Source organism: Vibrio sp. SCP2 (assembly GCF_059295395.1).
In genome coordinates this window covers 578,031-603,963 of the sequence record NZ_JCAFVV010000002.1, presented here as the reverse complement: position 1 = coordinate 603,963, position 25,933 = coordinate 578,031, and the positions used below count along the sequence as shown (strand labels likewise).

The 25,933-nt window shown below is 44.8% G+C and carries 15 protein-coding genes; 6 read left to right on the top strand and 9 right to left on the bottom strand.

The genetic code is table 11. The annotated features are described in order from the left end of the window. Nucleotides 1–131: 131 nt before the first annotated feature. From AC5O63_RS10585 to gyrA, 3 genes are all read right to left on the bottom strand, one after another. A complete protein-coding gene (locus tag AC5O63_RS10585; protein WP_494504926.1) occupies nt 132–2,015 on the bottom strand; it encodes a methyl-accepting chemotaxis protein in 1,884 nt (627 codons plus the stop codon). A gap of 127 nt (nt 2,016–2,142) precedes the next feature. Next, entirely contained in the window at nt 2,143–2,448 is a 306-nt protein-coding gene (locus tag AC5O63_RS10580; protein WP_494504925.1) for a hypothetical protein, read from the bottom strand. 187 nt (nt 2,449–2,635) lie between these two features. Further along, nucleotides 2,636–5,263 carry a DNA topoisomerase (ATP-hydrolyzing) subunit A gene (gene gyrA / locus AC5O63_RS10575; RefSeq protein ID WP_494504924.1) on the bottom strand — a complete coding sequence of 876 codons (2,628 nt, stop codon included), beginning with the start codon at nt 5,261–5,263 and terminating at the stop codon, nt 2,636–2,638. A 285-nt stretch (nt 5,264–5,548) separates the two neighbouring features. Here gyrA and ubiG point away from each other — a divergent pair, with 285 nt between their 5' ends. The 4 genes from ubiG (at nt 5,549) to yfaE (ending at nt 10,504) form a co-directional block, all read left to right on the top strand. Further along, nucleotides 5,549–6,256 carry a bifunctional 2-polyprenyl-6-hydroxyphenol methylase/3-demethylubiquinol 3-O-methyltransferase UbiG gene (ubiG, locus tag AC5O63_RS10570; RefSeq protein ID WP_494504923.1) on the top strand — a complete coding sequence of 236 codons (708 nt, stop codon included), beginning with the start codon at nt 5,549–5,551 and terminating at the stop codon, nt 6,254–6,256. A 468-nt stretch (nt 6,257–6,724) separates the two neighbouring features. Continuing rightward, nucleotides 6,725–9,007: a class 1a ribonucleoside-diphosphate reductase subunit alpha gene (nrdA, locus tag AC5O63_RS10565; RefSeq protein WP_494504922.1), complete on the top strand. Its 2,283-nt coding sequence runs from the start codon at nt 6,725–6,727 to the stop codon at nt 9,005–9,007. Nucleotides 9,008–9,092: 85 nt separating this feature from the next. Continuing rightward, entirely contained in the window at nt 9,093–10,226 is a 1,134-nt protein-coding gene (gene nrdB / locus AC5O63_RS10560; RefSeq protein ID WP_494504921.1) for a class Ia ribonucleoside-diphosphate reductase subunit beta, read from the top strand. Then, nucleotides 10,226–10,504, top strand: a complete 279-nt coding sequence (gene yfaE, locus AC5O63_RS10555) for a class I ribonucleotide reductase maintenance protein YfaE (protein WP_494504920.1) — start codon at nt 10,226–10,228, stop codon at nt 10,502–10,504. Before nrdB ends, yfaE begins: the two co-directional genes overlap by 1 nt. Nucleotides 10,505–10,547: 43 nt before the next feature. On the opposite strand, the gene AC5O63_RS10550 is transcribed toward yfaE, so the two are convergent. Further along, a complete protein-coding gene (locus tag AC5O63_RS10550) occupies nt 10,548–10,799 on the bottom strand; it encodes a hypothetical protein (protein WP_494504919.1) in 252 nt (83 codons plus the stop codon). A gap of 244 nt (nt 10,800–11,043) precedes the next feature. Beyond that, the gene (locus tag AC5O63_RS10545; RefSeq protein WP_494504918.1) at nt 11,044–12,285 is read right to left on the bottom strand and encodes a CinA family nicotinamide mononucleotide deamidase-related protein; all 1,242 of its coding nucleotides are present in this window, start codon (nt 12,283–12,285) and stop codon (nt 11,044–11,046) included. Nucleotides 12,286–12,462: 177 nt separating this feature from the next. On the opposite strand from AC5O63_RS10545, the gene AC5O63_RS10540 reads away from it, so the two are divergent. Both AC5O63_RS10540 and AC5O63_RS10535 read left to right on the top strand, forming a co-directional pair. Beyond that, on the top strand, nt 12,463–13,359 hold the full coding sequence (locus AC5O63_RS10540) for a DUF3943 domain-containing protein (protein WP_367939614.1): 897 nt from the start codon (nt 12,463–12,465) through the stop codon (nt 13,357–13,359). Between the two features lie 217 nt (nt 13,360–13,576). After that, complete coding sequence (locus AC5O63_RS10535) at nt 13,577–14,089, top strand: glycine cleavage system transcriptional repressor (protein WP_494504917.1); 513 nt, start codon at nt 13,577–13,579, stop codon at nt 14,087–14,089. 50 nt (nt 14,090–14,139) lie between these two features. Here the strand turns inward: AC5O63_RS10535 and nspC are convergent, their stop codons facing one another. The 4 genes from nspC to AC5O63_RS10515 form a co-directional block, all read right to left on the bottom strand. After that, the gene (gene nspC, locus AC5O63_RS10530) at nt 14,140–15,279 is read right to left on the bottom strand and encodes a carboxynorspermidine decarboxylase (protein WP_494504916.1); all 1,140 of its coding nucleotides are present in this window, start codon (nt 15,277–15,279) and stop codon (nt 14,140–14,142) included. 186 nt (nt 15,280–15,465) lie between these two features. After that, nucleotides 15,466–16,719 carry a carboxynorspermidine synthase gene (locus AC5O63_RS10525; RefSeq protein ID WP_494504915.1) on the bottom strand — a complete coding sequence of 418 codons (1,254 nt, stop codon included), beginning with the start codon at nt 16,717–16,719 and terminating at the stop codon, nt 15,466–15,468. A 15-nt stretch (nt 16,720–16,734) separates the two neighbouring features. Beyond that, nucleotides 16,735–19,635 carry a pyridoxal phosphate-dependent class III aminotransferase gene (locus AC5O63_RS10520; protein ID WP_494504914.1) on the bottom strand — a complete coding sequence of 967 codons (2,901 nt, stop codon included), beginning with the start codon at nt 19,633–19,635 and terminating at the stop codon, nt 16,735–16,737. A 507-nt stretch (nt 19,636–20,142) separates the two neighbouring features. Next, nucleotides 20,143–25,821 carry a VCBS domain-containing protein gene (locus AC5O63_RS10515; RefSeq protein WP_494504913.1) on the bottom strand — a complete coding sequence of 1,893 codons (5,679 nt, stop codon included), beginning with the start codon at nt 25,819–25,821 and terminating at the stop codon, nt 20,143–20,145. Between the last annotated feature and the right edge of the window lie 112 nt (nt 25,822–25,933).

The following is a 25,933-nucleotide window of genomic DNA, read 5'->3' as shown; positions in this document are numbered from 1 at the left end:
TATTATTTATAAGGATTCTAACCAAATTTCTCTATGTCCACTATTGAGTTTATGTTGATGGCTAATGTCCATTTTGGAAATCAATAGTCAAGAAAAAGCCCCGAACTTTCGGGGCTTTAAGAGTCATTGGATTACAGTTTAAATCGTTGAATCTCTTGCTCTAGTTCGTGAGATAGCTCAGACAACTGTGCGGCTTGTGCTGCTGCGTCGTGCGCTTCATCGGCAAGTTCATTCGAAACATCACGAATACCAACGGTGTTACGCGTAATTTCAGAAGTGACTGACGCTTGCTCTTCAGCAGCAGAGGCAATTTGAGTCGCCATATCGCTAATACGCTCTACCGCTGTTTGGATTTGAGTCAGACTAACCGCCGCTGAATCAGCGTCCGCCACACTGGTATCGGCTAACTGACGGCTATCACCCATGATGCCCACAGCTTTACCCGTTGTGCCTTGCAGCGTTTCAATCATCTGCTGGATTTCTTGGGTTGAAGCGTGTGTACGCTGACTTAGAACACGGACTTCATCAGCTACCACAGCGAAGCCACGACCTTGCTCACCTGCACGCGCAGCTTCAATAGCAGCGTTGAGCGCAAGTAAGTTCGTTTGCTCTGCAATATCTTGAATCGTCGAAAGAATAGTGCTGATGCTCTTGCCATGAACTTCAAGCTCTTGGATAACTTCTGTCGCTACCTGAACTTCCGTTGCTAAGTTTTGAATCGAGCCTTGAGTCTGAACGACCTGCTCACCGCCGTGAACACAAGCTGTTACCGCTTCCGAAGAGTTCTGAGCTGTATTGTCAGCATTACCCGCAATTTCTTGCGTTGCAGCTGCCATTTCATTGATCGCTGTTGCGACCATGTTGATCTCATCTTGTTGAAGGCGAATACGAGCACTGCGTTCTTCTGCTTGTTGCGCTGTTTGCTTAGATTGCTCTGACAGTGATGCAGATACCAGGCTTAGCTTAGAAACCATAGTGTGCATATTACCAACGAAGGTATTGAAGTTAGTTGCAAGCTGCCCCACTTCATCGTCGCTACGTGGTTCAAGACGCTGGGTAAGATCACCTTCACCGGATGCAATTTCCTCAAGTGCATTGGAAACACGAACTAAGTCTTGGAACAAGAAGGTCACTAACCAAGAAACCACCACAATAACAATTAAAGTAATCACGATTGCAGTAATAATTAGGCTTTGTAGCAGTTCTGTGTGTGCCGCTTCTTCTGTTGCGCGATCCATCTCAATAGCAAAGATCCACTGAGTGTCTGGAACCTTAGTAAAGAAATACAGCTTCTCTTGACCATTACGTTCAATCAGCTTGATTGAACCCGCGTTAGCTGCCTCTTCGATAGCACGTAGAGTGAACTCTTTTGAAAGTGTGGTAACAGGTTTAAGAGAAAGAGATTTGTCAGGGTGTGCTAAGAAAGTACCATTTTGCGTATCAATCAACATCGCGTAGGCATTCTTACCCGCATCTAAGTTGATCACATCGTTAATTAGTTGGTCAATTAATACATCCGCACCAACTACACCAACGAACTGACCGTTACGGCGAATTGGTTCAGCAATCGTCACTAACAAAGCATTTGTAATCGCATCTTTGTATGCCGTAGTGATGATCTGACGGCCAGCATTGTTCGCATCGATATACCAAGGGCGAACACGTGGGTCGTAATCCGCTCGGTTACGCTCTGGGTGCGAACGGTACATACCCCCTTCTGGCGTGCCCAAGAAGATGTCATCAAAACCACCTGCTTTTCTCGCTTGTTTCAAGTAAGGTACAACGTCGACTTCATTGCTGTAGTCATTGAACGCAGAAGCAATATCTTTACGAATATTGATCCAGTCTTTGATGCCTGCAGACGCCGTCGTAGCGAGACTTTCTGCACGTGCATAAACACCATTTTGCGTTTGCTGCTCAAGTTGATCGGCGGATAGCCATGTTAACGCGCTCGCCATTAGCACTACTGCTAATAGGCTCGCACCTATAAGTTTTTGCTTTAGTGATAAGTTCATAAATTAAATATTGGTTGTGGAACAGACAGAGGTTGCGAATTTTATAGCCAAATTCTTCTATTTGCACGCAATATTATCGAGTTATTAACTTACACTAACTATCTGTAATATGGTTATTTTTTTGGCGTCAGAGAGTCGTCGCATGGTCGTTATTAGCTTCAGATTTATCTAGCTCTAACTGTGCCTGCGGGTTGTCTCGATAGTACTTATCGAGTAACTCTTTTCCGTATATCACTTTAGTTTGCATATGCAGCCCAAACACTATCGCAGCAAAGAGTGCGCAGATAATGTTGAACCATTTGGTGACTTTCTTTCGTCGGACTGGAGAGTAAATAGCAATGTTCACAGCTACCAGTGCGAATGGATATATCACGATGATTGCGATTAAAACGGCGAGATAGTTGGAAATCGCCATAGGTGTGTCGTAACCCATAAACACCTCCGAGTTAGGTTTCAATACAATCTAACCTTGAAGCATGTCTTAAGTCTCAGACCTACGTAGGCTCCTAAAGTATTAATGCTCAGTAATTGAAGTCACTCGAAGAAATGAAGGTAGCGAATGATTAGAGCAAAAAAAATGCCAGACACTAGGTCTGGCATTTGACGTTCAATTAACTGAATTACTCTTCAGTATCATCGCTTTCGCTTGGTGCTTCTGATGATTCCGCCGCTTGAGCTACTTCGCCCTCAGCTGCCTCTTCACCTTCAGCAAGTTCCGCTTCTTCTACCTCATCGATACGCTGTAGACCCACAACGTTTTCGTCTTCAGCAGTACGGATTAGCGTGACACCTTGAGTATTTCGGCCAACTTGGCTAACTTCAGCAACGCGTGTGCGAACTAGAGTACCAGCGTCGGTGATCATCATCATCTCGTCGCCTTCTTCTACTTGTACCGCGCCAACAACTGGACCATTACGCTCAGACACTTTGATAGACACAACGCCTTGAGTCGCACGACCTTTAGTTGGGTATTCTGCAAGCTCAGTACGCTTACCGTAACCATTTTGCGTCACTGTTAGGATGTCACCTTCATTTGAAGGAACAATCAGTGATACAACTTGATCATCATCAGCAAGCTTCATACCACGTACACCTGCCGCTGTACGACCCATTGCACGTACTTTGTCTTCTGCAAAGCGAACCACTTTACCCGCTTTAGAGAACAGCATGATATCGCTTTCACCGTTTGTGATATCAACACCGATTAGAGAGTCTTCATCACGTAGGTTTACAGCAATCAGACCGTTAGCACGTACGTTAGCAAATTGATTCAATGGTGTTTTCTTAACGGTACCATCGCCTGTCGCCATGAAGATGAACTTATCTTCAGAGAACTCATCAACAGGTAGAATAGCAGTAATACGCTCACCTTCTTCTAGTGGAAGAATGTTAACGATTGGCTTACCACGAGCGGTACGACTTGCTTGCGGCAGTTGGTAAACTTTCAGACGGTAAGTTTTACCACGAGTAGAGAAACATAAGATGTTGTCGTGGGTATTCGCCACTAAAAGACGTTCGATGTAGTCTTCATCTTTCATCTTAGTTGCGCTCTTACCTTTACCACCACGACGCTGAGCTTCGTAGTCGCTTAGGATTTGGTACTTAACGTAACCTTCGTGAGATAGCGTAACAACAACATCTTCACGAGCAATCAGCTCTTCCATGTCAATGTCGTGGCTTGCCGCTGTAATCTCTGTACGACGTGCATCACCGAAGCCATCACGTACTGCTTCGAGTTCTTCACGAATCACTTCCATCAAACGCTCAGTGCTTGCAAGAATGTGCATTAGCTCAGCGATCTCATCTAGAAGTGCTTTGTACTCGTCTAGAATCTTCTCGTGCTCTAGACCCGTTAGACGGTGTAGACGAAGCTCTAGAATCGCTTGTGCTTGAGTTTCAGTCAGGAAGTACTGACCGTCATGGATACCATACTGATCTTCTAGCCATTCAGGACGAGCAGCATCCGTACCCGCACGCTCAAGCATTGACGCTACGTTACCAAGATCCCAACCACGCGAAACCAAGCCAACTTTTGCTTCAGCTGGTGTCGGCGCGTTTTTGATCAGTTCAATAACTTCATCAATGTTTGCAAGTGCAAGAGAAAGTGCTTCAAGAATATGTGCACGCTCACGCGCTTTACGCAATTCGAAGATGGTGCGGCGAGTCACCACTTCACGGCGGTGATCAACAAAGCACTTCAACATATCTTTCAGGTTGAATAGCTGTGGCTGACCGTTGTTCAGTGCCACCATGTTGATGCCGAATGTGGTTTGAAGCTGAGTTTGTGCGTAAAGGTTGTTTAGAACCACTTCGCCAACTGCATCACGCTTACATTCGATAACAATACGCATACCGTCTTTATCTGACTCATCGCGTAGTGCACTGATACCTTCAACTTTCTTATCTTTAACTAGCTCAGCGATCTTTTCGATCAAGCGTGCTTTGTTAACCTGATAAGGAATTTCGGTAACAATAATGGTTTCTTTACCATTCTTGTCTGTTTCGATATCCGCTTTCGAGCGCATGTAAATCTTACCGCGGCCCGTCTTATAAGCATCGACGATACCTTTACGGCCACTGATTAGCGCAGCTGTTGGGAAGTCTGGACCAGGAATGTAGTCCATTAGCTCATCAATAGTGATCGCTTCATTATTGATGTACGCAAGACAGCCATCAATTACCTCAGTCAGGTTGTGCGGAGGAATGTTGGTTGCCATACCTACTGCGATACCAGAAGCACCGTTTACCAATAGGTTAGGAATTTTTGTAGGTAGAACAGCAGGGATCTGCTCAGTGCCATCGTAGTTAGGCACGTAGTCTACTGTTTCTTTATCTAGGTCAGCCAAAAGTTCGTGGGCAATTTTTGCCATGCGAACTTCGGTGTAACGCATTGCTGCCGCTGAGTCACCATCGATCGAACCGAAGTTACCTTGACCGTCGACCAGCATGTAACGAAGTGAGAACGGCTGAGCCATACGTACGATTGTATCGTACACAGCGCTATCACCGTGTGGGTGATATTTACCGATTACGTCGCCAACAACACGGGCAGATTTTTTATATGGTTTATTCCAATCATTACCTAGTACATTCATCGCGAACAAAACGCGGCGGTGTACAGGCTTTAGGCCATCACGCACATCTGGAAGAGCACGACCCACGATTACTGACATCGCGTAGTCTAGGTATGAACCTCGAAGCTCATCTTCAATGTTTACGGGCGTGATCTCTTTCGCTAGATCGCTCATAGAGCCATTATCCCTCTATTTATAGATCGTATGTACAATACGCTTAAGGTGCAAAAATATAACATACATTTCAGTGGTTCGGCATTACTTTCCCTCTCCTTTTATCAGGTTGTGAGCTTGGTTGTGAATCAAACGCCGAGAATTTGCACACTCATCTGATATCTTGCTGATAAATGGTTATATTTTATCCACCCGTAGAGAAAAGTGATCCCGTCTATGGAGTGTGTGTGGTTAACAGGTATAATGCCTGTCATTCAAGGAAGCGGTTAAATTAGTAGAGTTGTTATGACCCAATCACAAAACGTCGATCCAAACGAAATTAAGAAGTTTGAGGATATGGCCTCACGCTGGTGGGATTTAGAAGGTGAATTCAAGCCTTTGCATCAGATCAATCCTTTACGCCTCAACTATGTTTTGGACAATTGTGATGGCTTGTTTGGCAAAGAAGTCTTAGACGTCGGCTGTGGCGGCGGCATTCTAGCGGAAAGCATGGCCAAAGAAGGCGCGATTGTCACCGGTCTTGATATGGGTAAAGAGCCATTAGAAGTAGCCAGACTACACGCTCTAGAAACGGGCACTAAGCTTACCTACATCCAGAGTACAATTGAAGATCATGCGACTGAAAACCAAGGTAAGTATGACGTTGTGACCTGTATGGAGATGCTTGAGCACGTCCCTGACCCACAATCAGTGATTCGTTCATGTGCGGCCTTGGTGAAACCGGGCGGCCATGTGTTCTTTTCAACACTTAACCGCAACCTTAAGTCTTATCTGTTCGCGATTGTCGGCGCAGAAAAGCTATTGAAGATTGTCCCTGAAGGCACTCATGATCACGATAAGTTCATCCGCCCTGCTGAGATGATTAAAATGATTGATCAAACTGACTTAACCGAAACCGGGATTACTGGCCTGCACTACAACCCTCTTACAGACACCTACAAGCTAGGTCAAAATGTTGATGTAAATTACATCGTTCATACTCAGAAATTTTAACATTTGTCACATGCTAGATGTAGTGGTCAAGATTAAGGCGATAGCACATGCTCATCGCCTTTTTTAGTGCCAATTGAAGCAATTTTTGTCGGTTTGATTCCAAAATAATCAAAGCAAAAATCGAAGACAACTTTGACCAAAGATCAAGGAATTTTTTTTTGTTTATGGTTACTTCTAAACCGATCTAAAAACGGTAATTAATTACAATCTTACCCGCTCTAACCTCATCGGTTAGTAGTCACTTACTGTTTTTTTTAATTTTGTTAGTTATCCACAAGTCATCCAAGATCTGTAACTTGAAAAGCCATGGGGATAGCACTATCTTGTAACTCGCACCTTGGTGCACCCCTATATGTTGTGTTTGTACTACAATATATAGATAGACTTTGATCACAAAGCCGGAACGATTTTTACAAGAATTACACAAAAATACGGCTTTTATCAGTTTTGTTAGGGAAATGAAGCAGAATGAACCAACAACTTACCGTTACTAAGCGTGACGGACGCAAAGAAAGTATTGATCTCGAAAAGATCCATCGCGTTATCACCTGGGCTGCCGAAGGTCTAGACAACGTCTCTGTATCTCAAGTAGAACTACGCGCTCACATTCAGTTCTACGACGGTATCACTACATCTGATATCCATGAAACCATCATCAAGTCTGCAGCAGATTTGATTTCTGAAGAGACGCCTGATTACCAATATCTAGCGGCACGTTTGGCTGTATTCCATCTACGTAAAAAAGCGTACGACCAGTATGAGCCACCAACGCTATACGATCACGTTGCTCGCCTTGTGGACATGGGTAAATACGACCAGCACATTCTGGAAGACTACACCAAAGCAGAACTTGATGAGCTAGACGCCTACATTGATCACAAGCGCGATCTCGATTTTTCTTATGCAGCCGTAAAACAGCTTGAAGGTAAGTACTTTGTTCAAAACCGTGTATCCGGTGAGATCTACGAAAGTGCTCAGTTCCTTTACATCCTAGTTTCTGCTTGTCTATTCGCGAAATACCCGAAAGAGACACGTCTTGATTACATCAAGCGCTTCTACGACGCGACATCGACATTCAAAATTTCTCTACCTACGCCAATCATGTCTGGCGTACGTACTCCTACTCGTCAGTTCAGCTCATGTGTACTTATTGAGTGTGGCGATAGCCTAGATTCAATCAACGCGACAGCAAGCTCTATTGTTCGTTACGTTTCTCAACGTGCTGGTATTGGTATCAATGCGGGTCGTATCCGTGCTCTAGGTTCAGAGATCCGTGGTGGTGAAGCATTCCACACGGGCTGTATCCCTTTCTACAAATACTTCCAAACAGCGGTTAAATGTTGTTCTCAAGGTGGTGTTCGTGGCGGTGCGGCGACTGTGTTCTATCCACTATGGCATGGTGAATCTCAAGCACTGATGGTTCTTAAGAACAACCGTGGTGTTGAAGAGAACCGTGTTCGTCACATGGACTACGGCGTACAGCTGAACCGCTTGATGTACCAACGTCTAGTTGAAGGTGGCAACATTACTCTGTTCTCACCATCAGATGTACCTGGGCTTTACGACGCATTCTTTGAAAACCAAGACGAGTTCGAACGTCTGTACGTGAAGTACGAAAATGATCCTTCAGTTAAGAAAGAGACCGTAAAAGCTATTGAGATGTTCTCTATCTTGATGCAAGAGCGTGCTTCTACAGGCCGTATCTACATCCAGAACGTCGACCACTGCAATACACACAGTCCATTCGATTCTGAAGTGGCTCCTGTTCGTCAGTCGAACCTATGTTTAGAGATCGCGCTACCAACTAAGCCGCTAACTAACGTAGAAGATGATTCAGGTGAGATTGCGCTATGTACGCTATCTGCATTCAACCTTGGTGCAATTAAGTCCCTTGATGACTTCGAAGAGCTGTCTGATCTCGTGGTTCGTGCACTAGACGCACTACTAGACTATCAAGACTACCCGCTACCAGCGGCGTACAAGTCAACCATGAACCGTCGTACTCTAGGTGTGGGTGTTATCAACTACGCTTACTACCTAGCGAAGAACGGAGTGAAATACTCAGATGGCAGTGCAAATGGTCTAACACACCGTACATTTGAAGCGATGCAATACTACTTGCTGAAAGCTTCGGTTGCGTTGGCGAAAGAGCAAGGTAAGTGTCCTTTATTCGAAGAAACGAATTACGCGAAAGGCTTAATGCCAATCGACACTTACAAGAAAGCCGTTGACCAGATCTGTGACGAGCCACTGCACTACGATTGGGATGGCCTACGTGAAGAAATCATGACGCACGGCCTACGTAACTCTACCCTAACCGCGCTAATGCCTTCTGAGACATCTTCTCAGATCTCTAACGCGACCAACGGTATTGAGCCACCACGTGGTTACGTTTCAGTGAAGGCGTCTAAAGACGGTATCCTGAAGCAAGTAGTGCCAGATTTCCTTGAGTACAAAGACAACTACGAACTGCTATGGAACATCGGTTCAAACGATGGTTATCTACACCTAGTGGGTATCATGCAGAAGTTTGTTGACCAAGCGATTTCAGCAAATACTAACTACGACCCAACGCGTTTTGAAAGTGGCAAAGTGCCAATGAAGAAACTGCTTCAAGATCTGCTCACTGCGTACAAGTTTGGTGTAAAGACACTTTACTACCACAACACACGTGATGGCGCGAGCGACGATCAGAAAGACGCAGTACAACCACAAGACGACGATTGCGCAGGCGGCGGTTGTAAGATTTAAACCATAATCCTGACTAAAGGGTTATCAAGGCTTAACAAATTATTCGCCCCTCAGACATGAGGGGCTTAAAAGGAATTGAGGCACCATGGCTTACAGTACTTTTAACAGAAACAAAAATGACCAGCTAAAAGAACCAATGTTCTTGGGTCAATCAGTAAACGTAGCTCGTTACGACCAACAGAAGTTCGAGATCTTCGAGAAACTCATCGAGAAACAACTGTCTTTCTTCTGGCGTCCTGAAGAAGTGGACGTTTCAAGCGATCGCATCGATTACAACAAGCTGCCAGAGCATGAAAAGCACATCTTCATCTCAAACCTTAAGTACCAAACACTACTTGATTCTATCCAAGGTCGTAGCCCTAACGTTGCCCTACTACCCTTGGTATCGCTACCAGAAGTAGAAACTTGGATTGAAACTTGGTCTTTCTCAGAGACAATTCACTCACGCTCTTACACTCACATCATCCGTAACATCGTGAATGATCCAGGTCTAGTGTTTGACGACATCGTAGAAAATGAGCACATCCTTAAGCGTGCTGAAGACATTTCTCGCTACTACGACGATCTGATTCAAATGACTAATGATTACCATCGTTACGGCGAAGGTACTCATAACATCAAAGGCGAAGAAGTGAAGATTACCCTTCACGACCTTAAGAAGAAGCTCTACGTTTGTTTGATGTCAGTGAACGCACTAGAAGCAATTCGTTTCTACGTGAGTTTTGCGTGTTCATTTGCTTTCGCTGAGCGTGAGCTAATGGAAGGTAACGCTAAGATCATCAAGCTTATCGCTCGTGATGAGGCGCTGCACCTAACCGGTACACAGCACATGATTAACCTGCTACGTAACGGTCAAGACGACTTCTCTTTCATGCAAATCGCTGAAGAGTGTAAGCAAGAGTGTTTCGAGCTGTTTAAAGACGCTGCTGAGCAAGAGAAAGAGTGGGCAGAATACCTATTCAAAGATGGTTCAATGATCGGTCTGAACAAAGACATTCTTTGCCAGTACGTTGAATACATTACCAACATTCGTATGCAAGCTGTTGGCCTAGACGCTGCTTACCCAGAAGCAACTTCTAACCCAATTCCTTGGATTAATGCATGGTTGTCTTCAGATAACGTGCAGGTTGCGCCACAGGAAGCAGAAATTTCATCTTACCTAGTTGGTCAGATCGACAGCGACGTACGTGCAGACGACTTCAAGGATTTCGAACTGTAATGCCTAGTATCAAAATCAACGCTATTACATCGGTTCAGTCTCACCCTTCTAATACCATTCTCGAAACCATGGAGAATGCGGGGTTAGAGCCTGAATACAACTGTAGAGATGGGCACTGTGGCGCTTGCCGCTGTAAACTGGTCTCAGGTGAAGTTGAATACGTTGGTTTTGCAATGGCGTACACGCAAGAAAAAGAAATTTTGCCGTGTATCTGTAAGGCGAAAACAGACATTGAAGTGGAAGGTGTCAATTACTCGCTTAAAGAAAAACGCGCATAAATATGCACAAAATAGACAACGGCCAGCTTAATGCTGGCCGTTCTTATATTTGAACTCGTGCTCCAGACAAAAACTCATCCGCAGTCAGCATAGAAACAGGCTTATCTGCGATCTCCCTTCCATCATCATCAAATAACGAAAGTCGATAGCCCAAATACTCACCACTTGGCTTATCTTCTGGCGCTTGTAGCCACAAAGAGATAACGTCTTGATGCTTTCCATTAAGTGCTTCACCTAGAAAGACTTTTTGGCTCGCCACTTGATACCAAACAAGGATCTTGGACTGATTAAACATGCTAACCTCCCTGAGCAATTGAAATCCTGAATTGTCATTTTATAGGTTATTTGGCCGAATGCACGTATCAAATCTAAGACAAAATCCTCTTCTATTGAAAATCATCCAGTTAAGCGATATTCGAATTTGGCATATAAAAATAATATGAGTATGAATGAGTAATAAGAAATAGGATCATTCACTTAATACAGAACAGCAGACTGAGCCAATTTGACAAAATTGGCTCACTATCCTAGTTGAATAATTATGCTTCTATTGCGCTTCGTGGCACAAACATTTCTTTGTTTCTGCTCAATGAGCTGTACTGGGCAAACATAGGTTTAGCGTTGAGGTAACGGCGTAACATATCCCCAGCCACGGTTGTGATCACCAAAGTACGCTCTTCGCGGGTATAGTTACGATTGAACGTTAGCGTTTGTCCCCACTCCCCTTCTGGTGCGGCGAGTGCAACTGAGAACGTTTTATCAATAACCTTGGCTGTCACTATGGCAATATCCGTCGCACATTTGTCTTTCGTTGCTCCAGCAAGGGCAAATGCGGCGGCAAGTTGGTCGTCATTTTCATCACCAACATTAACGCGTTCGCCTAACACCCAGCCATGACCACAGTATTGAGCTGCGACTTCTTTGGACTGCAGCCAGTGTGATAACGAACCATAAGTCGATTGTTCCGCCGTCGCGATAGATTGTTTCCGCTCTTGGATTAGATAGGCAACATGGTCCTGCATAGATTCATCAACACTCACCACATTGCTTTCAATCAGGTTAAAGATAATCTGCAGCAGTTTGACTCGGTTATCTAAATCATTCTTAGGGCCAAACAACTTCACTTCAATGTAAGGCAGGTACGAACGGTAACCCAGTGTGTAGCCATCAGGAAGTTGTACCTTGTCGAGCTTATCTGATAACGCCGACTCAGAAGTGCCAAAAGTATAAAGCTTACTGCACTCCTGCCCTATTACATTACTATGAGTGGCTCTCATATCGGGCAGAATTTGTTGCTCTACCATTAGCTTAAATTCACTCGGTACACCCGGCGTGAAGTAGAAATCACACTCATTAAAGCGAATTTTGAAGCCGCAAGCAGTTCCAATTGGGTTATCAAGTAGAACCGAATCTTTTGGCAACATGGCTTGTTTACGGTTGCTCTCAGGCATAGCTAACCCACGAGAGGCAAAAAACTTCTCTAGCCTTGCTAACCATTCAGGATATAAGACAAGCTCGGTCTCTGAAGCGACAGCCACAGCTTCTGCGCTTAAGTCATCACTTGTTGGACCTAGCCCACCGTTCACCACGACAACATCACTATTAAAGCTAAGCATCATTAACTCTTCGACAAGAGCTGACATCTCGTCGCCAACGGTTGAACGCTTAGTTACGCTAAAGCCGTGTTCAAAAAATCTTTGTGATAACCACGCAGCATTCGTATCAACGATGTCTCCGTGGAGGACTTCTTCCCCAGTGCTCAGCATTGCGATTTTCAACATTATTTTATCCTTAGTGGGAAAACGTCACATATTTTATGAGTTTAACTGATATTTATTATGGCATTAGGCCAAAAAACAACTAAGTTTCTTAATTAGGACAATTTCAGATTCCCAATACGCCAACTTTGTTGGATACTTGTGACCCTGATCATTAAAATAATAACGATGGAGTACTCAGTGTTGAAAAAAAGCATCACCGCTTTAGTTTTGTCAGCTTCTGCCCAGGCCAGTGCCAATGTACATGATTCTAATCAACATATTGAGTTTTCATACACTGTAGATCAAGCTGAATCCGACACGTTTTTCTATCATTCTTATCAATATCAATCGTCAGACCCATTTTCACTCGGTTTAACGGAAAATGACCTAAAACTTGAAGGCCCAGGCTTACCTAAATATCTCACTGTTTCCGACGGCAAAGATTGGGATTACTTAATGGGGCAAACCTACACGATTTTAGGACTGAGTGTTGCCACGGTCGGCTTGATGACGCTTCTTCCCGAATCAATTACAAAATGGGATGAAGAAGACCGTGACCTTAGTGGTCTTGGCTCTAAATGGAAAGACAATGTCACTTCGGGCCCTACATGGGACCGCGATGAGCACTTCCTAAACTATGTCATGCACCCTTATTTTGGTGGTGTCTACTACACAGCAGCTCGCCATGCCGGCTTTAACGAATTTGAGTCTTTCTTATACTCAGCGACGATGTCGACCTTCTTCTGGGAATACGGTGTCGAAGCCTTTGCAGAAGTGCCTTCTTGGCAGGACATCTTTATTACCCCGTTCTTTGGTGCTGTCGTCGGTGAGATGATGTTTGAAGCAGAACAAAACATTGTCGCATCTGGTGGCGAAGTATTGGGCTCTGAAACGGTCGGCGATGTTTCTCTGTTTTTCCTCAATCCAGTCGGTCATATCCACGGTTGGGTGAGCGGAGCTTGGGGTGGAAGTGCAGAATTCCAATACAGTAGTAAACCTTGGTTCGGCAATCAAGATGCCGCTAAGTTCGCTATGGATGCAGGTGCTAGCTATGACAACGTTTTCTACGGCGTTGAGATGAAAGTTAGCTTTTAAATCACACCACCTCTGGCTGAAAAAGCGATGTTTTACATCGCTTTTTTTGTGCTCGCGGTTAAAGATCCGTAGCAGTGACAAGGATTTAGGTGTAAAACTTGACTCAGGTCAAACCCAAGCTTTGCGCGCATTCTAAACTGAAGTTAGGTATTAAGATCGCTTTCCTTATTAAGAAATATTGAAAGCACATGCCTTTCTCAGCGTTTGGAGGCCCAATATGAACAGCACATTTATTGTTAATTTCGTTGGCAAAGCGACGCCTGCCACTATCAAGCAACTTGCCGCTATTACCCATGAAAATGGAGGTAAATGGCTCATCAGCAAAGTCAATTTCATCGAAGATCAAGTTGCCGCGGTGATTAAAGTTGAGCTTCCTAGTGCGAACGAACACCTTGTCAAAGACGCCTTCACTTCCCATCCTGACTTACTGGTACAAATTACAGATTCAGATCAGTTGGCTCACGATGTTGATACTATTTACCAACTCAGACTCGATTCCAATGATCGAGCGGGTATCGTCAACGAAATCACTCATGTTTTAGATGGGCAAGGCATTAGTATCCTTGATATGGATTGCCAAAGGGTATTCATTGCGGGTGGCGGTGGTGTCAGTTCAAGTCTGTTTACAGCCAGCCTGTCAATTCGACTACCAAAACAAATCAGTATTGGCGACGTGGCTAATGAACTTGAGTCTTTAAGTGAAGACACAAGGGTCATGGTAGAAAACTAAAAATAGAGTCTAATGAATAAGAGAGCGACGAATCGCTCTCTTTTTTTTGTCTAGTTCACAGACCATTGAGAGAGTGAACGTTTAAAGTCTGAATAATCAAATTCATTCAGCTTCTGAACCTCTCCCGAGCTTCTCTCGCAGTAGACTGACGGCATACGCAAACCATTGAACCAGTTAAGCTTAACCATGGTATAACCTGCACTATCCATGATGTGGAGGCGTTGACCAATCTCTAGCGGCTTGTCAAAGTTAGCTACACAGAATTGGTCCCCAGCAAGGCAAGAGCAAGAGCCAATCACATATTCATGCTCACCGCTCTCCGATGCTTCAAGAATCGATGCTGGCTCATCATAGATTAACGTATCTAAGCGATGTGCCTCTGTTGCTGAATCTACAATCGCTGTCTTCTTCACGTTCTCAACAATATCAACCACAGTCACAACAAGATCCGTGGTTTTGGTAATAATAGCTTCACCCGGCTCAAGGTACATCTGTACCGAGTGTTTTTCTGAAAACGCTTTTAGCGCCAAGCCTAATTTCTCAATATCGTAACCCGGCCATGTAAAGAACACGCCACCGCCCATGCTTACCCAATCAAGCTTATCTAGGTATTGACCAAACTGCTCGGAGATCGAGTCAAGTAAACCAATGAACGCATCAACATCTTTGTTTTCGCAATTCATATGGAACATCACACCATCAATGTCATCGAACACTTCTGGGTTGATGTGATCCGCTTGTACCCCTAATCGAGAGAACTGGCGCGCTGGATTTGCCAGATCTTGACCCGCATAGCTAACACCCGGATTTAAACGTAAACCTACGGATGCTTTACCTTCAACGATATGACGATAAGCCGCGAGCTGAGACTGCGAGTTAAAGATCATCTTGTCACAAATATCAGCCACTTCACGTACGTCATCTTCACTGTAGCCCACACTGTATGCGTGCGTTTCACCGCCAAACGTTTCATGGCCAAGCCTTACTTCAAAAGGACCAGAGCTTGTGGTGCCATCTAAGTAAGGCTTAATAATGTCAAACACACCCCACGTAGAGAAACATTTGAGTGCCAACACCAGTTTCACACCAGAGATTTCTTTCAGCTGTTTTGCTTTCTCTAGATTTTCAATCAACTTATCTTCGTTGATCATAAAGTAAGGGGTTTTGAGTTGTTCTTTATTCGATGTCATTTATATGTACTCAAGCTCTAACTAAAGGTGAAAGAGTAAAACCAAATGGGTTGGCATTGGTAATTTTCAATTTTGTCCTGTCTGAACGAAGTGAGTTACAAAATTAAAATTACTAATGCCCACTTCCTATACCTAAAAAAGGGAACACTACTGTCCCCTTTTGATACCAAACTAAAAAATCAGTCGTTACTTTTTAAGTTCGTGAATGACTGGCAGACCTTTACCCGCTTCAAGCTCTTGAACATGCCAATCAAGACCAATGCTCGGCATTGTTTCTAGGAATGGGTCTGGGTTTAGCTGTTCCATGTTGAACACACCCTTATCCGCCCACTCACCACGGAAGAACTGTAGCGCTGCTGTAATAGCAGGAACACCCGTTGTGTAAGAGATCGCTTGGTGTTCTACATCTTCGTAAGCCACTTCGTGGTCAGCGTTGTTGTAAATAAATACGCTGCGTTCTTTACCGTCCTTCTTACCTTGAACCCAAGTACCGATACAAGTTAAGCCAGTGTAACCCGGAGCAAGTGAAGTTGGATCTGGAAGCAGTGCCTTCAAAACGTGTAGAGGTTGAACAACCGTACCGTCATGCAGTGTTAGAGGATCTGGACTAAGCAGACCGATGTCACGCATACAGTTAAAGTAGTTTAGGTACTTGTCACCAAAGCCCATCCAAAACTCAATACGTTTCGCTGGGATAAACTCTTTCATTGAACGAACTTCATCGTGCGCCATAGAGTAAACTTTGTGTGTACCACAGTTAGGGAAATCGAATTCAAGCATACGTGAGTGACAAGGAACTTGTTTCCACTCTTCGTTTTCCCAGTAGAAAGAATCACCCTGAATTTCCAGCATGTTGGTTTCTGGGTCAAAGTTAGTAGCGAACTTCTTACCGTGATCGCCCGCGTTAACATCCATTACGTCAATCGTATCGATCTCATCAAACAGATGCTTCACCGCGTAAGCAGCAAATACAGATACTACGCCCGGATCGAAACCTGCGCCTAAAATACCCGTAATACCCGCTTCAGCAAACTTCTCGCGGTAACCCCACTGCCAATCGTAAGCTTGTGGAACCTGCTGACCTTCAGAACATAGGTCAACCGCCACTGATGTATCTAGGTAGTTTACCTTCGCTTGGTAACACGCTTCCATAATCGCCATGTTTACCCACGGAGGACCCGCGTTGATAACCAGATCAGGTTGCACTTCTTTGATTAGAGCAACTAACGCTTCCACCTCATCCGCGTTGACGGCACGAGCTTCAAGTTTCTTCGAGCTGTCTTTAAGGTTGTTTTTCTTCTGGATAGATTCGATGATCTTTTCACATTTACCGATTGTGCGAGACGCAATAGTAATGTCACCTAGTACATCGTTGTTTTGCGCTGCTTTGTGCGCTACAACCCAACCGACACCACCTGCACCAATTTGTAAAATAGCCATAGTATTACGTTACCTTTATTTCGCTAGCTCAGAAGCTAAATTTTTGATTTTGTTTAATAAAGACTCAAAGTCAGAAATCTTCAAGCAAGGGTTTAGAATAGTAAATTTAAGCGCCGACTTATCATTCACTACTGTTTCTCCAAGTACGGCAATGCCACGAGTCAGGGCCTGCAGTCTTAGAGTCTTATTCAATTCATCTAAATCGCTAGTGTGCGAGTCACACACTCTAAACAGCACAGTCGACAGTGAAGGCTGTGCGAGTAGCTCAAATGCCGAGTCACTTTCAATCAGATCCGCCACTTGTTGAGTCTGCTCAAGAAGGTGGTCATACATTTTACCCAACGTCTCTGGACCTACGCTTTGCATCGTCATAAAGACTTTTAGTGCATCAAAACGCTTGGTCGTTGCAATCGACTTATCGACTAAATTAGGCAGTTCATCATGTTCGCGATTCAGGTAATCAGCATGATGAAGAAGGTACTTAAAGTTCGCTTTGTCTTTTAGCAACACCGCGCCACAACTGATTGTTTGATAGAACAACTTATGGAAGTCAACGCTGACTGAATCTGCTCGCTCAATACCCGCTAAACGCGACTTATGGCTGCTTAGAATCAATGCGCCGCCGTAGGCACTGTCAACGTGGAACCACAAGGCATTTTGCTCAGCGATATCAGCAATAGATGCTAAGTCATCAATCGCACCGTGATCGGTTGTGCCCGCCGTACCCACTACAGCAAACGGTATTAGGCCCTGCGATTTCAATGCCTCGATTTCAACCTTTAAGGCGTCAACCTTGATGGTTCCATTCGGGTTGGCATCAACACAGCAAACTGAGCTTTCACCTAAACCGAGCAAAGAAGCAGATTTTTGCACTGTAAAGTGAGATTTCTTCGAGCACAGGATACGCAACTTACTCGCGTACTCTGGTAGACCTAGCCTTTGAATCGAATGTGAATCAAGCTTATCGGCAATCCAATCGCGTGCGAGTAATAAGCCCATCAGGTTACTTTGGGTTCCACCACTGGTGAAGATACCGTCTGCTTGAGTACCTAACTCATATTTCTCGCACATCCAGTCAATCACTTTCTGTTCAACGTAAGTGGCTGCGGATGCTTGATCCCAAGAGTCCATTGATTGGTTTAGCGCAGCGATCATCGCCTCAGCGACAATCGAAGGCATCAATGGTGGCGTGTGAAGATGCGCAATACAGTCAGGGTGCTGCACTATGATTGAGTTCTTGGCAACTAAGTCTGCCGTCTCACCAATCACGTCAATCAACGAAGCGTTTTTATTATCGAGATCAACAGCGTTGATTGCCTGCTCAAGCTGCTTAGGTTCTAAACCAGAATATGGCGCACCAATTTGCTCAAACACCGCTTTCATTTTCGCTGTAGTGTGATTCATGGCTTTAGCGAACTCGTCACTGCCAGACTCACCTGTTTGAACAAAATGCTGCTTCCACGCAGCGTTGCCCTCTTGTGAATCAAGATGACTACCGCCCGCGACAATAATCGCTTCTTCAAGCACGCGCAGAGCAAAATCAATTTGCTCGAAAGAGATAATCAATGGCGGAAGAAAACGGATCACGGAACCGTCACGTCCACCTTTTTCAACCATCAGACCACGTTCTAACGCAGCGCGTTGGATTTTCAATGTGAGTTCACCGTCCGAGACAGGCTCACCAAATTTATTCAGTTCACTGCCCGGCTTGCGAATTTCGACACCAAGCATTAAACCCTTACCACGAACTTCTGCGATGCAATTTACTCGTGCTTGAATCGCTTCTAAGCCGTGACGCAAATACTGACCAGCAATATTGGCGTGCTCAACTAAGTTGTCGCGTTGGATAATTTCTAGCGCTTTAGCACCAGAGACCATCGCTAACTGGTTACCACGGAATGTGCCCGTATGCTCGCCCGGTTTCCATGTGTCGTGCTGCTTGTTAATCACGAGCAAAGACATTGGCATACCGCCGCCAATCGCTTTCGACAGACATAGAATATCGGGAACAATGCCTGCTTCTTCGAATGCGAAGTTATAGCCTGATTTGCCGACACCACATTGAATCTCATCAAAAATCAGCAAGATCCCATGCTCATCACAGATACGACGTAGTTCTTTAAGCCAGAAAGCAGGTGCTGGAACAACCCCACCCTCACCTTGTACAGGTTCAACAACAATCGCCGCAGGTTTCATGATACCCGCTTCGTCATCGTGCAATAGACGTTCAATATAGCGAATGCTTGCTTTTGCCCCTTCGTCGCCACCAAGTCCAAATGGACAGCGCAAGTTATATGGGAACGGCATAAAGTGAACGTCAGACATTAGGCCAGTTCGACGTGCCTTAGTCCCTAGGTTACCCATCATTCCCATCGTGCCATTTGTCATACCGTGGTATGCACCACGGAAAGCAAACATGGTGTTTCTGCCTGTAGTTTGCTTGGCAAGCTTAATCGCGGCTTCAACGGCGTCTGCACCAGAAGGTCCACAAAACTGAATGACACAATCGTCGGCCAACTCTTGTGGCAAAAACTCTTTTACAGTTTTGATAAAGTGCGTTTTTGCTTGGGTAGCGATATCAAGCGTTTGGTACGGCAGGCCACTGTCTAGCTGAGCTTTTAGCGCTTGATTGATTTCTGGATGGTTATATCCCAACGCCAGAGTGCCTGCGCCAGCGAGGCAGTCTAAAAATAACTGACCACGAGTGTCTTCAACAAGCGCACCGTAGGCCTGTTTAATAGCAATAGGCAAGCGTCGTGGATAAGAACGAACCTCAGATTCATGTTGCTCTTGGTCTAGTAGGATCTGATCTGGAGTCAGATCGTAGGTTCCTTCCAAAACTGGAATCTGAGTTGAAAAAGGAGTTGCGATAGCAGTGCTCATCACTGTGTTATCGACTTCAAAGGCTGTGCTCATGATTTAATCCCTTGAAATATAATTCTTTCCCCTCGTAAGAACAAATTCTAAACTGAGGGTATAGCAAGCCGTAGCGCGACATATTTAAAAAGCGCATACGAGAAAACGATCCATCATGGATGGATTACATATCGAGAAATTAGATCAAGGTTCAGTAATGCAACTGTCCTGTAAAACAGGGCATTGAGGAAGAACTAAGCTGATTAATGTAGTTTTGTTGTGTGAGTTCAATGTTGGGTTTCCCATTCACATGCCGCTTAACGACATTAGTATCCCGTCTATCGACAAAAGGACTTGCCGATACCTACCCTACGTGATGTTCACTCAGCCCGAATGCCATCACGCGTATCCCCCAGAATGTCCTTATTGAGACTCTTCTCCGAGATTGCGGCGAAAATTATCATAAATTGAAATCATCTGGCAATAAGTTTTCACGATCCGATTAAAATAATGACCTAATTATCAAAAAAAGACCAACCGATTGGTTGGTCTTATAAGCCAAAATGATTACGCTGCATCTGTTTTGAGCACTTGAGTTAACATTTCTAACTCACTGGTTATTGAGTTGTTTTCAACGAGTCCAGCATCTTCAAATGCGTTGGTCACTCCTTCAAGAATGATGGTTTGCTCTCTACCTTCATCAGTCACTGTCATTACGATGTCATCGCCATCGACTTCAGCACTAATAGAGTCAATTAAGTCACCGACTAAGACATTATCGTCTTCTTCTAAAATACCTCTCAAGTCTATCAAGTCGCTGCCTAAATCAAAGTTGTCGACGACGTCAGTTCCGTTATCGAGAGTGGCATCTAGCCAGACAAACACGTTGTCGTTTTCATCACCAAGCATAACCTGGTTACCTAAGTCGGCATCCAAATCATCCCCTTCAGCCGCAGATAACACCTCATACTCTGGTGAGTCTGATACATCAATGGTAACCGTTGACTCATTACTAACAGCTAGGTCTGAGTCGACCGCCACATAATCGAATGTTACATCTTCAGTAATATCTTGGGTGCCAGATAGGTATCTCAGCTCCCAGTTGCCTCCAGTTGAACTCAATTCCATCTGTACAATTGGATTATCTGGCGAGGAGTAGCTGAAATCGTATAGAATTTGCTGATTACCGACATCACCTTCATCTTTCTGGTACTGTTCTACATGAGTTGTACCATCTGCGAACGTGTAGGTAACTTCAACATAGACGTTGCTGTTGGTATTAAATGAACCTCCCATGCCGTCTAAACCAAAAGTCACTACATCAAGTGGGTTGTCACTTAGATCAATGATTAAGGTTTCTTGTTTGTTCATCCCGTTACCATCAGTATCACCAATACCCCAGCCGACGTGCGGTTGATCCCCGGTATACTGTTTAAGTGGTTTGTTGTTGTTATCGGTAATTGAGATACCTATTATATTACCGTTATCCAACGTAATGAGGCGCTCTGTATCACTCACCCACTCACCCCAGTTGTAGAACCCATCTTCATCTAGGACTATGTCATCTGGGTCGCCACTATAACCGATTTCAAATGGGTCACCCGGGCCTGGTACATAGGTAAAGTTGTCAGGATCAAACAATTTTTCAGGGTCGATTTCATCCCCAATGACATGAAGATCTGCTTCAGTAATCACCCGAGTTTCACCAAAGTCATCGGTGTAGAGTAAGGTGCCATATTGAGGAAGAGAAGTAATCATGACGTTAAGTTCTACGCCATTAAAATCATCGTCTTCATCAGAGATATGGTCCAAGTCTTCGTCATCGGAATCAAAAATGATAGGCACAAAGATCGCGTCACCGGCATCAACGTTGAAGTCTTCGGAAACGGGAAGCTCATTGACATTAAGTTCGCTAAGTACGACATCGATGTCTGTCGATTTCTGGATACCAAAACCATCAACTTCGGTGGCGGTTACAACAAGTGTATGTACATTAGCTAACGCTTCGAAATTGTTGGTAAATGCCAACACCCCTGCTGCTGTTAGACTTATGTTCCCGTTGGTTGGGTTAATCTCAAATAGCGGCTCGTCAGCGTCATTGAAAATATTTGTTTTGATGCTGTAGGTGACATCCTCACCGTCTGCATCCGTCGCAGAGACAGTACCAATCACATAGTCTTCTGTATTGTTTTCAAAGTAGGAGAACGCATACTGATCGCCGTCGTTTGGATCAAATACTGGTGCGTTATCATCAAGGTTAACCTCATCCAGATTAACCGTGACATCGGTGGTTTTGACTGGACCCAAGCCTTCATCTTCGGTCGCCGTAACTACGATGCTGTGCTCATTTTCTGCGAGCTCGTAGTCGTTGGTGAACGCGGCAACACCAGCCGCCGTTAAGCTGATTTCGCCAGTGACTGAATCAATTTCGAAAAGTGGCTCTTCAGCATCATTAAACACATTGGTTTTAATGCTGTAAGTGACATTTTCCCCATCCGCATCAGAGGCGCTGACGGTGCCAATGACGTAGTCATCGGTTGAATTTTCATCATACTCAAAGTTATATTCACCACCTTCATCGGTGCCTTCAAATATTGGGGCGTTATCATCCAGATTAACTTCATCCAGATTGACCGTCACATCGGTGGTTTTAACCGGGCCGAAACCTTCATCTTCCGTCGCGGTAACCACGATACTATGTTCATTTTCGGCTAACTCGTAGTCGTTAGTGAACGCTGCAACGCCAGCTGCGGTTAAGCTGATTTCACCAGTGACTGAATCAATCTCAAACAAGGGCTCTTCAGCATCATTAAACACGTTGGTTTTAATGCTGTAAGTGACATTTTCACCATCTGCATCCGTCGCACTAACTGTACCAATCACATAGTCGTCAGTTGAGTTTTCATCGTATTCGAAGTTGTATTCACCGCCTTCATCGGTGCCTTCAAATACTGGCGCGTTATCATCAAGGTTAACCTCATCCAGATTAACCGTGACATCGGTGGTTTTGACTGGACCCAAGCCTTCATCTTCGGTCGCCGTAACTACGATGCTGTGCTCATTTTCTGCGAGCTCGTAGTCGTTGGTGAACGCGGCAACACCAGCCGCCGTTAAGCTGATTTCGCCAGTGACTGAATCGATTTCGAAAAGTGGCTCTTCAGCATCATTAAACACATTGGTTTTAATGCTGTAAGTGACATTTTCCCCATCCGCATCAGAGGCGCTGACGGTGCCAATGACGTAGTCATCGGTTGAATTTTCATCATACTCAAAGTTATATTCACCACCTTCATCGGTGCCTTCAAATATTGGCGCATTATCATCCAAATTAACTTCATCGAGATTAACCGTGACATCGGTAGTTTTAACCGGACCGAAGCCTTCATCTTCTGTTGCCGTAACCACAATGCTGTGTTCATTTTCCGCTAACTCGTAGTCGTTAGTAAACGCTGCAACGCCAGCTGCGGTTAAGCTGATTTCACCAGTGACTGAATCAATCTCAAACAAGGGCTCTTCAGCATCATTAAACACATTGGTTTTAATGCTGTAAGTGACATTTTCACCGTCTGCATCCGTCGCACTGACTGTACCAATCACATAGTCATCAGTTGAGTTTTCATCGTATTCGAAGTTGTATTCACCGCCTTCATCGGTGCCTTCAAATACTGGCGCGTTGTCATCAAGGTTAACCTCATCCAGATTAACCGTCACATCAGTGGTTTTGACTGGACCCAAGCCTTCATCTTCAGTCGCGGTGACCACGATGCTGTGCTCGTTTTCTGCCAGCTCGTAGTCGTTGGTGAACGCGGCAACACCAGCCGCGGTTAAGCTAATTTCACCGGTGACTGAATCGATTTCGAAAAGTGGCTCTTCAGCATCATTAAACACATTGGTTTTAATGCTGTAAGTGACATTTTCCCCATCTGCATCTGAGGCGCTGACGGTGCCAATCACGTAGTCGTCGGTTGAGTTTTCATCATACTCAAAGTTGTATTCACCGCCTTCATCGGTGCCTTCGAATACGGGTGCGTTATCATCAAGGTTAACCTCATCCAAATTAACCGTGACATCGGTGGTTTTGACCGGACCCAAGCCTTCATCTTCGGTCGCGGTGACAACGATGCTGTGCTCGTTTTCGGCTAACTCGTAGTCGTTAGTGAACGCAGCAACGCCAGCCGCCGTTAAGCTAATTTCACCAGTGACTGAATCGATTTCGAATAATGGCTCTTCAGCATCATTAAACACATTGGTTTTAATGCTGTAAGTGACATTTTCACCGTCCGCATCCGTCGCACTGACGGTGCCAATCACGTAGTCATCAGTTGAGTTTTCGTTGTATACAAAGTTATATTCGCCACCTTCATCGGTGCCTTCGAATACAGGTGCGTTATCATCAAGGTTAACTTCATCCAGATTAACCGTCACATCGGTGGTTTTGACCGTACCAAAGCCTTCATCTTCCGTCGCGGTGACCACGATGCTATGTTCATTTTCGGCTAACTCGTAGTCGTTAGTGAACGCGGCAACGCCGGCCGCGGTTAAGCTGATTTCGCCAGTGACTGAATCAATTTCGAAAAGTGGCTCTTCAGCATCATTAAACACATTGGTTTTAATGCTATAAGTGACATTTTCCCCATCCGCATCCGTCGCACTAACTGTGCCAATCACATAATCGTCTGTTGAGTTCTCATCATACTCGAAGTTGTATTCACCGCCTTCATCGGTACCTTCGAAAACAGGTGCGTTATCATCAAGGTTGAGCTCATCCAGATTAACCGTTACATCCGTAGTTTTAACTGGCCCTAGACCGTCATCCTCCGTCGCGGTAACCACGATACTGTGCTCGTTTTCGGCCAACTCGTAGTCGTTAGTGAACGCGGCAACGCCAGCCGCGGTTAAGCTAATTTCACCGGTGACTGAATCGATTTCGAATAATGGCTCTTCAGCATCATTAAACACATTAGTTTTAATGCTGTAGGTAACGTTCTCGCTATCGGCGTCGGAGGCGCTAACTGTACCAATGACATAATCATCGGTTGAGTTTTCATCGTATTCGAAGTTATACGCTCCTCCCTCGTCAGTGCCTTCGAAAACTGGTGCATTATCATCTTCATTAAGCTCAGTAAATATCACATCGACATCGACAGATTGTGGCTCACCAATTCCGTCCCCTTCAGTGACAGTGACCACGATATTGTGGACGTTTTCAAGAATTTCAAAATCATTCACAAAAGACGCAGCACCTGCCGCTGTCAGGGTAATAATCCCGCTATCTGGGTCAATGGCAAATAGGTCTTCTCCACCTTCGTTTTGAATATTTGTCGAAATGCTGAAAATAAGAACATCGTTATCTGGGTCAGTCGCTGCTACTTGTCCAATGGCAACTCCCGCCGCGGTGTTTTCTGGTATATCAAAACTGTAAACACCGTCTTCAAATGCAAACGTAGAAAGCTGCTCTTCCCCTTCACTGCCACCCGGGACAAAATCATCTGTCGCGACAAATTGAGGAAGATCATTGGTACCGTTAATCGTCACTGTAACACTGCCAACTGTGCCGTCAGTAGATTCAATAGGGAATACGTCAACGAGCGAATCACCGATATTAAGTTCATCAAAGGCGCTGTTCGCTACATAGGTCCAATTACCATCGGCATCAATAGAAAATGTACCGTTGTCACCTGCGACATCTTCTTGAGGAATAAATGTCGGGACATCTGTTTCTGTTGCGACAACCGTACCAGTAATGACCCAAGGAACATCCGTTTCAAACACGGTAACGGCATCATCTCCAACAAAGACGGCCTGCGCCACTAGATCGAGTAGAGCGAGGCTCTGTGTTTCAGAAAGGCCTTGAGACTCAAGACCTGTTGTATCAAATTGAGTTTCCGCTAGTGTTTCGGCTCCAGTTCGCTCGATGTCTCCAGTCCCTGTAGGACTCGAACCATTTTGTCCACCGGCGGCGGTAGCAAAGTCTTCATTTTGAGTTGGGTCGACACCTTCTTCAATCTGCTCGATGATCGAAGCTATTTCATTGTCCAAGTTAAGATCGAAGTTTTCACCTCCATCACCTATAAGCTGAGCTTCTATTTGCGGCTCGGTTGCGGCGGTGGCCCCCTGTCCCAAAACGACAATGACTTCTCCAGGCCCTGGTACCTCTCCTGGTACTAGTTCTCTTATCTCACCATTGATGTCAATTACTACCGTCGTATTAGCTAACATAAATGGCGCTAGACTCTTCGCATTCATAACCCAATTCCCATCTGTGCGATATAAGTCCCCCCACCCCATTCATGGTGTTAAAACTTTCGCATACTCCCACATCCTATAAAGCTAGAACCCCAGTTACTGACATTCCACT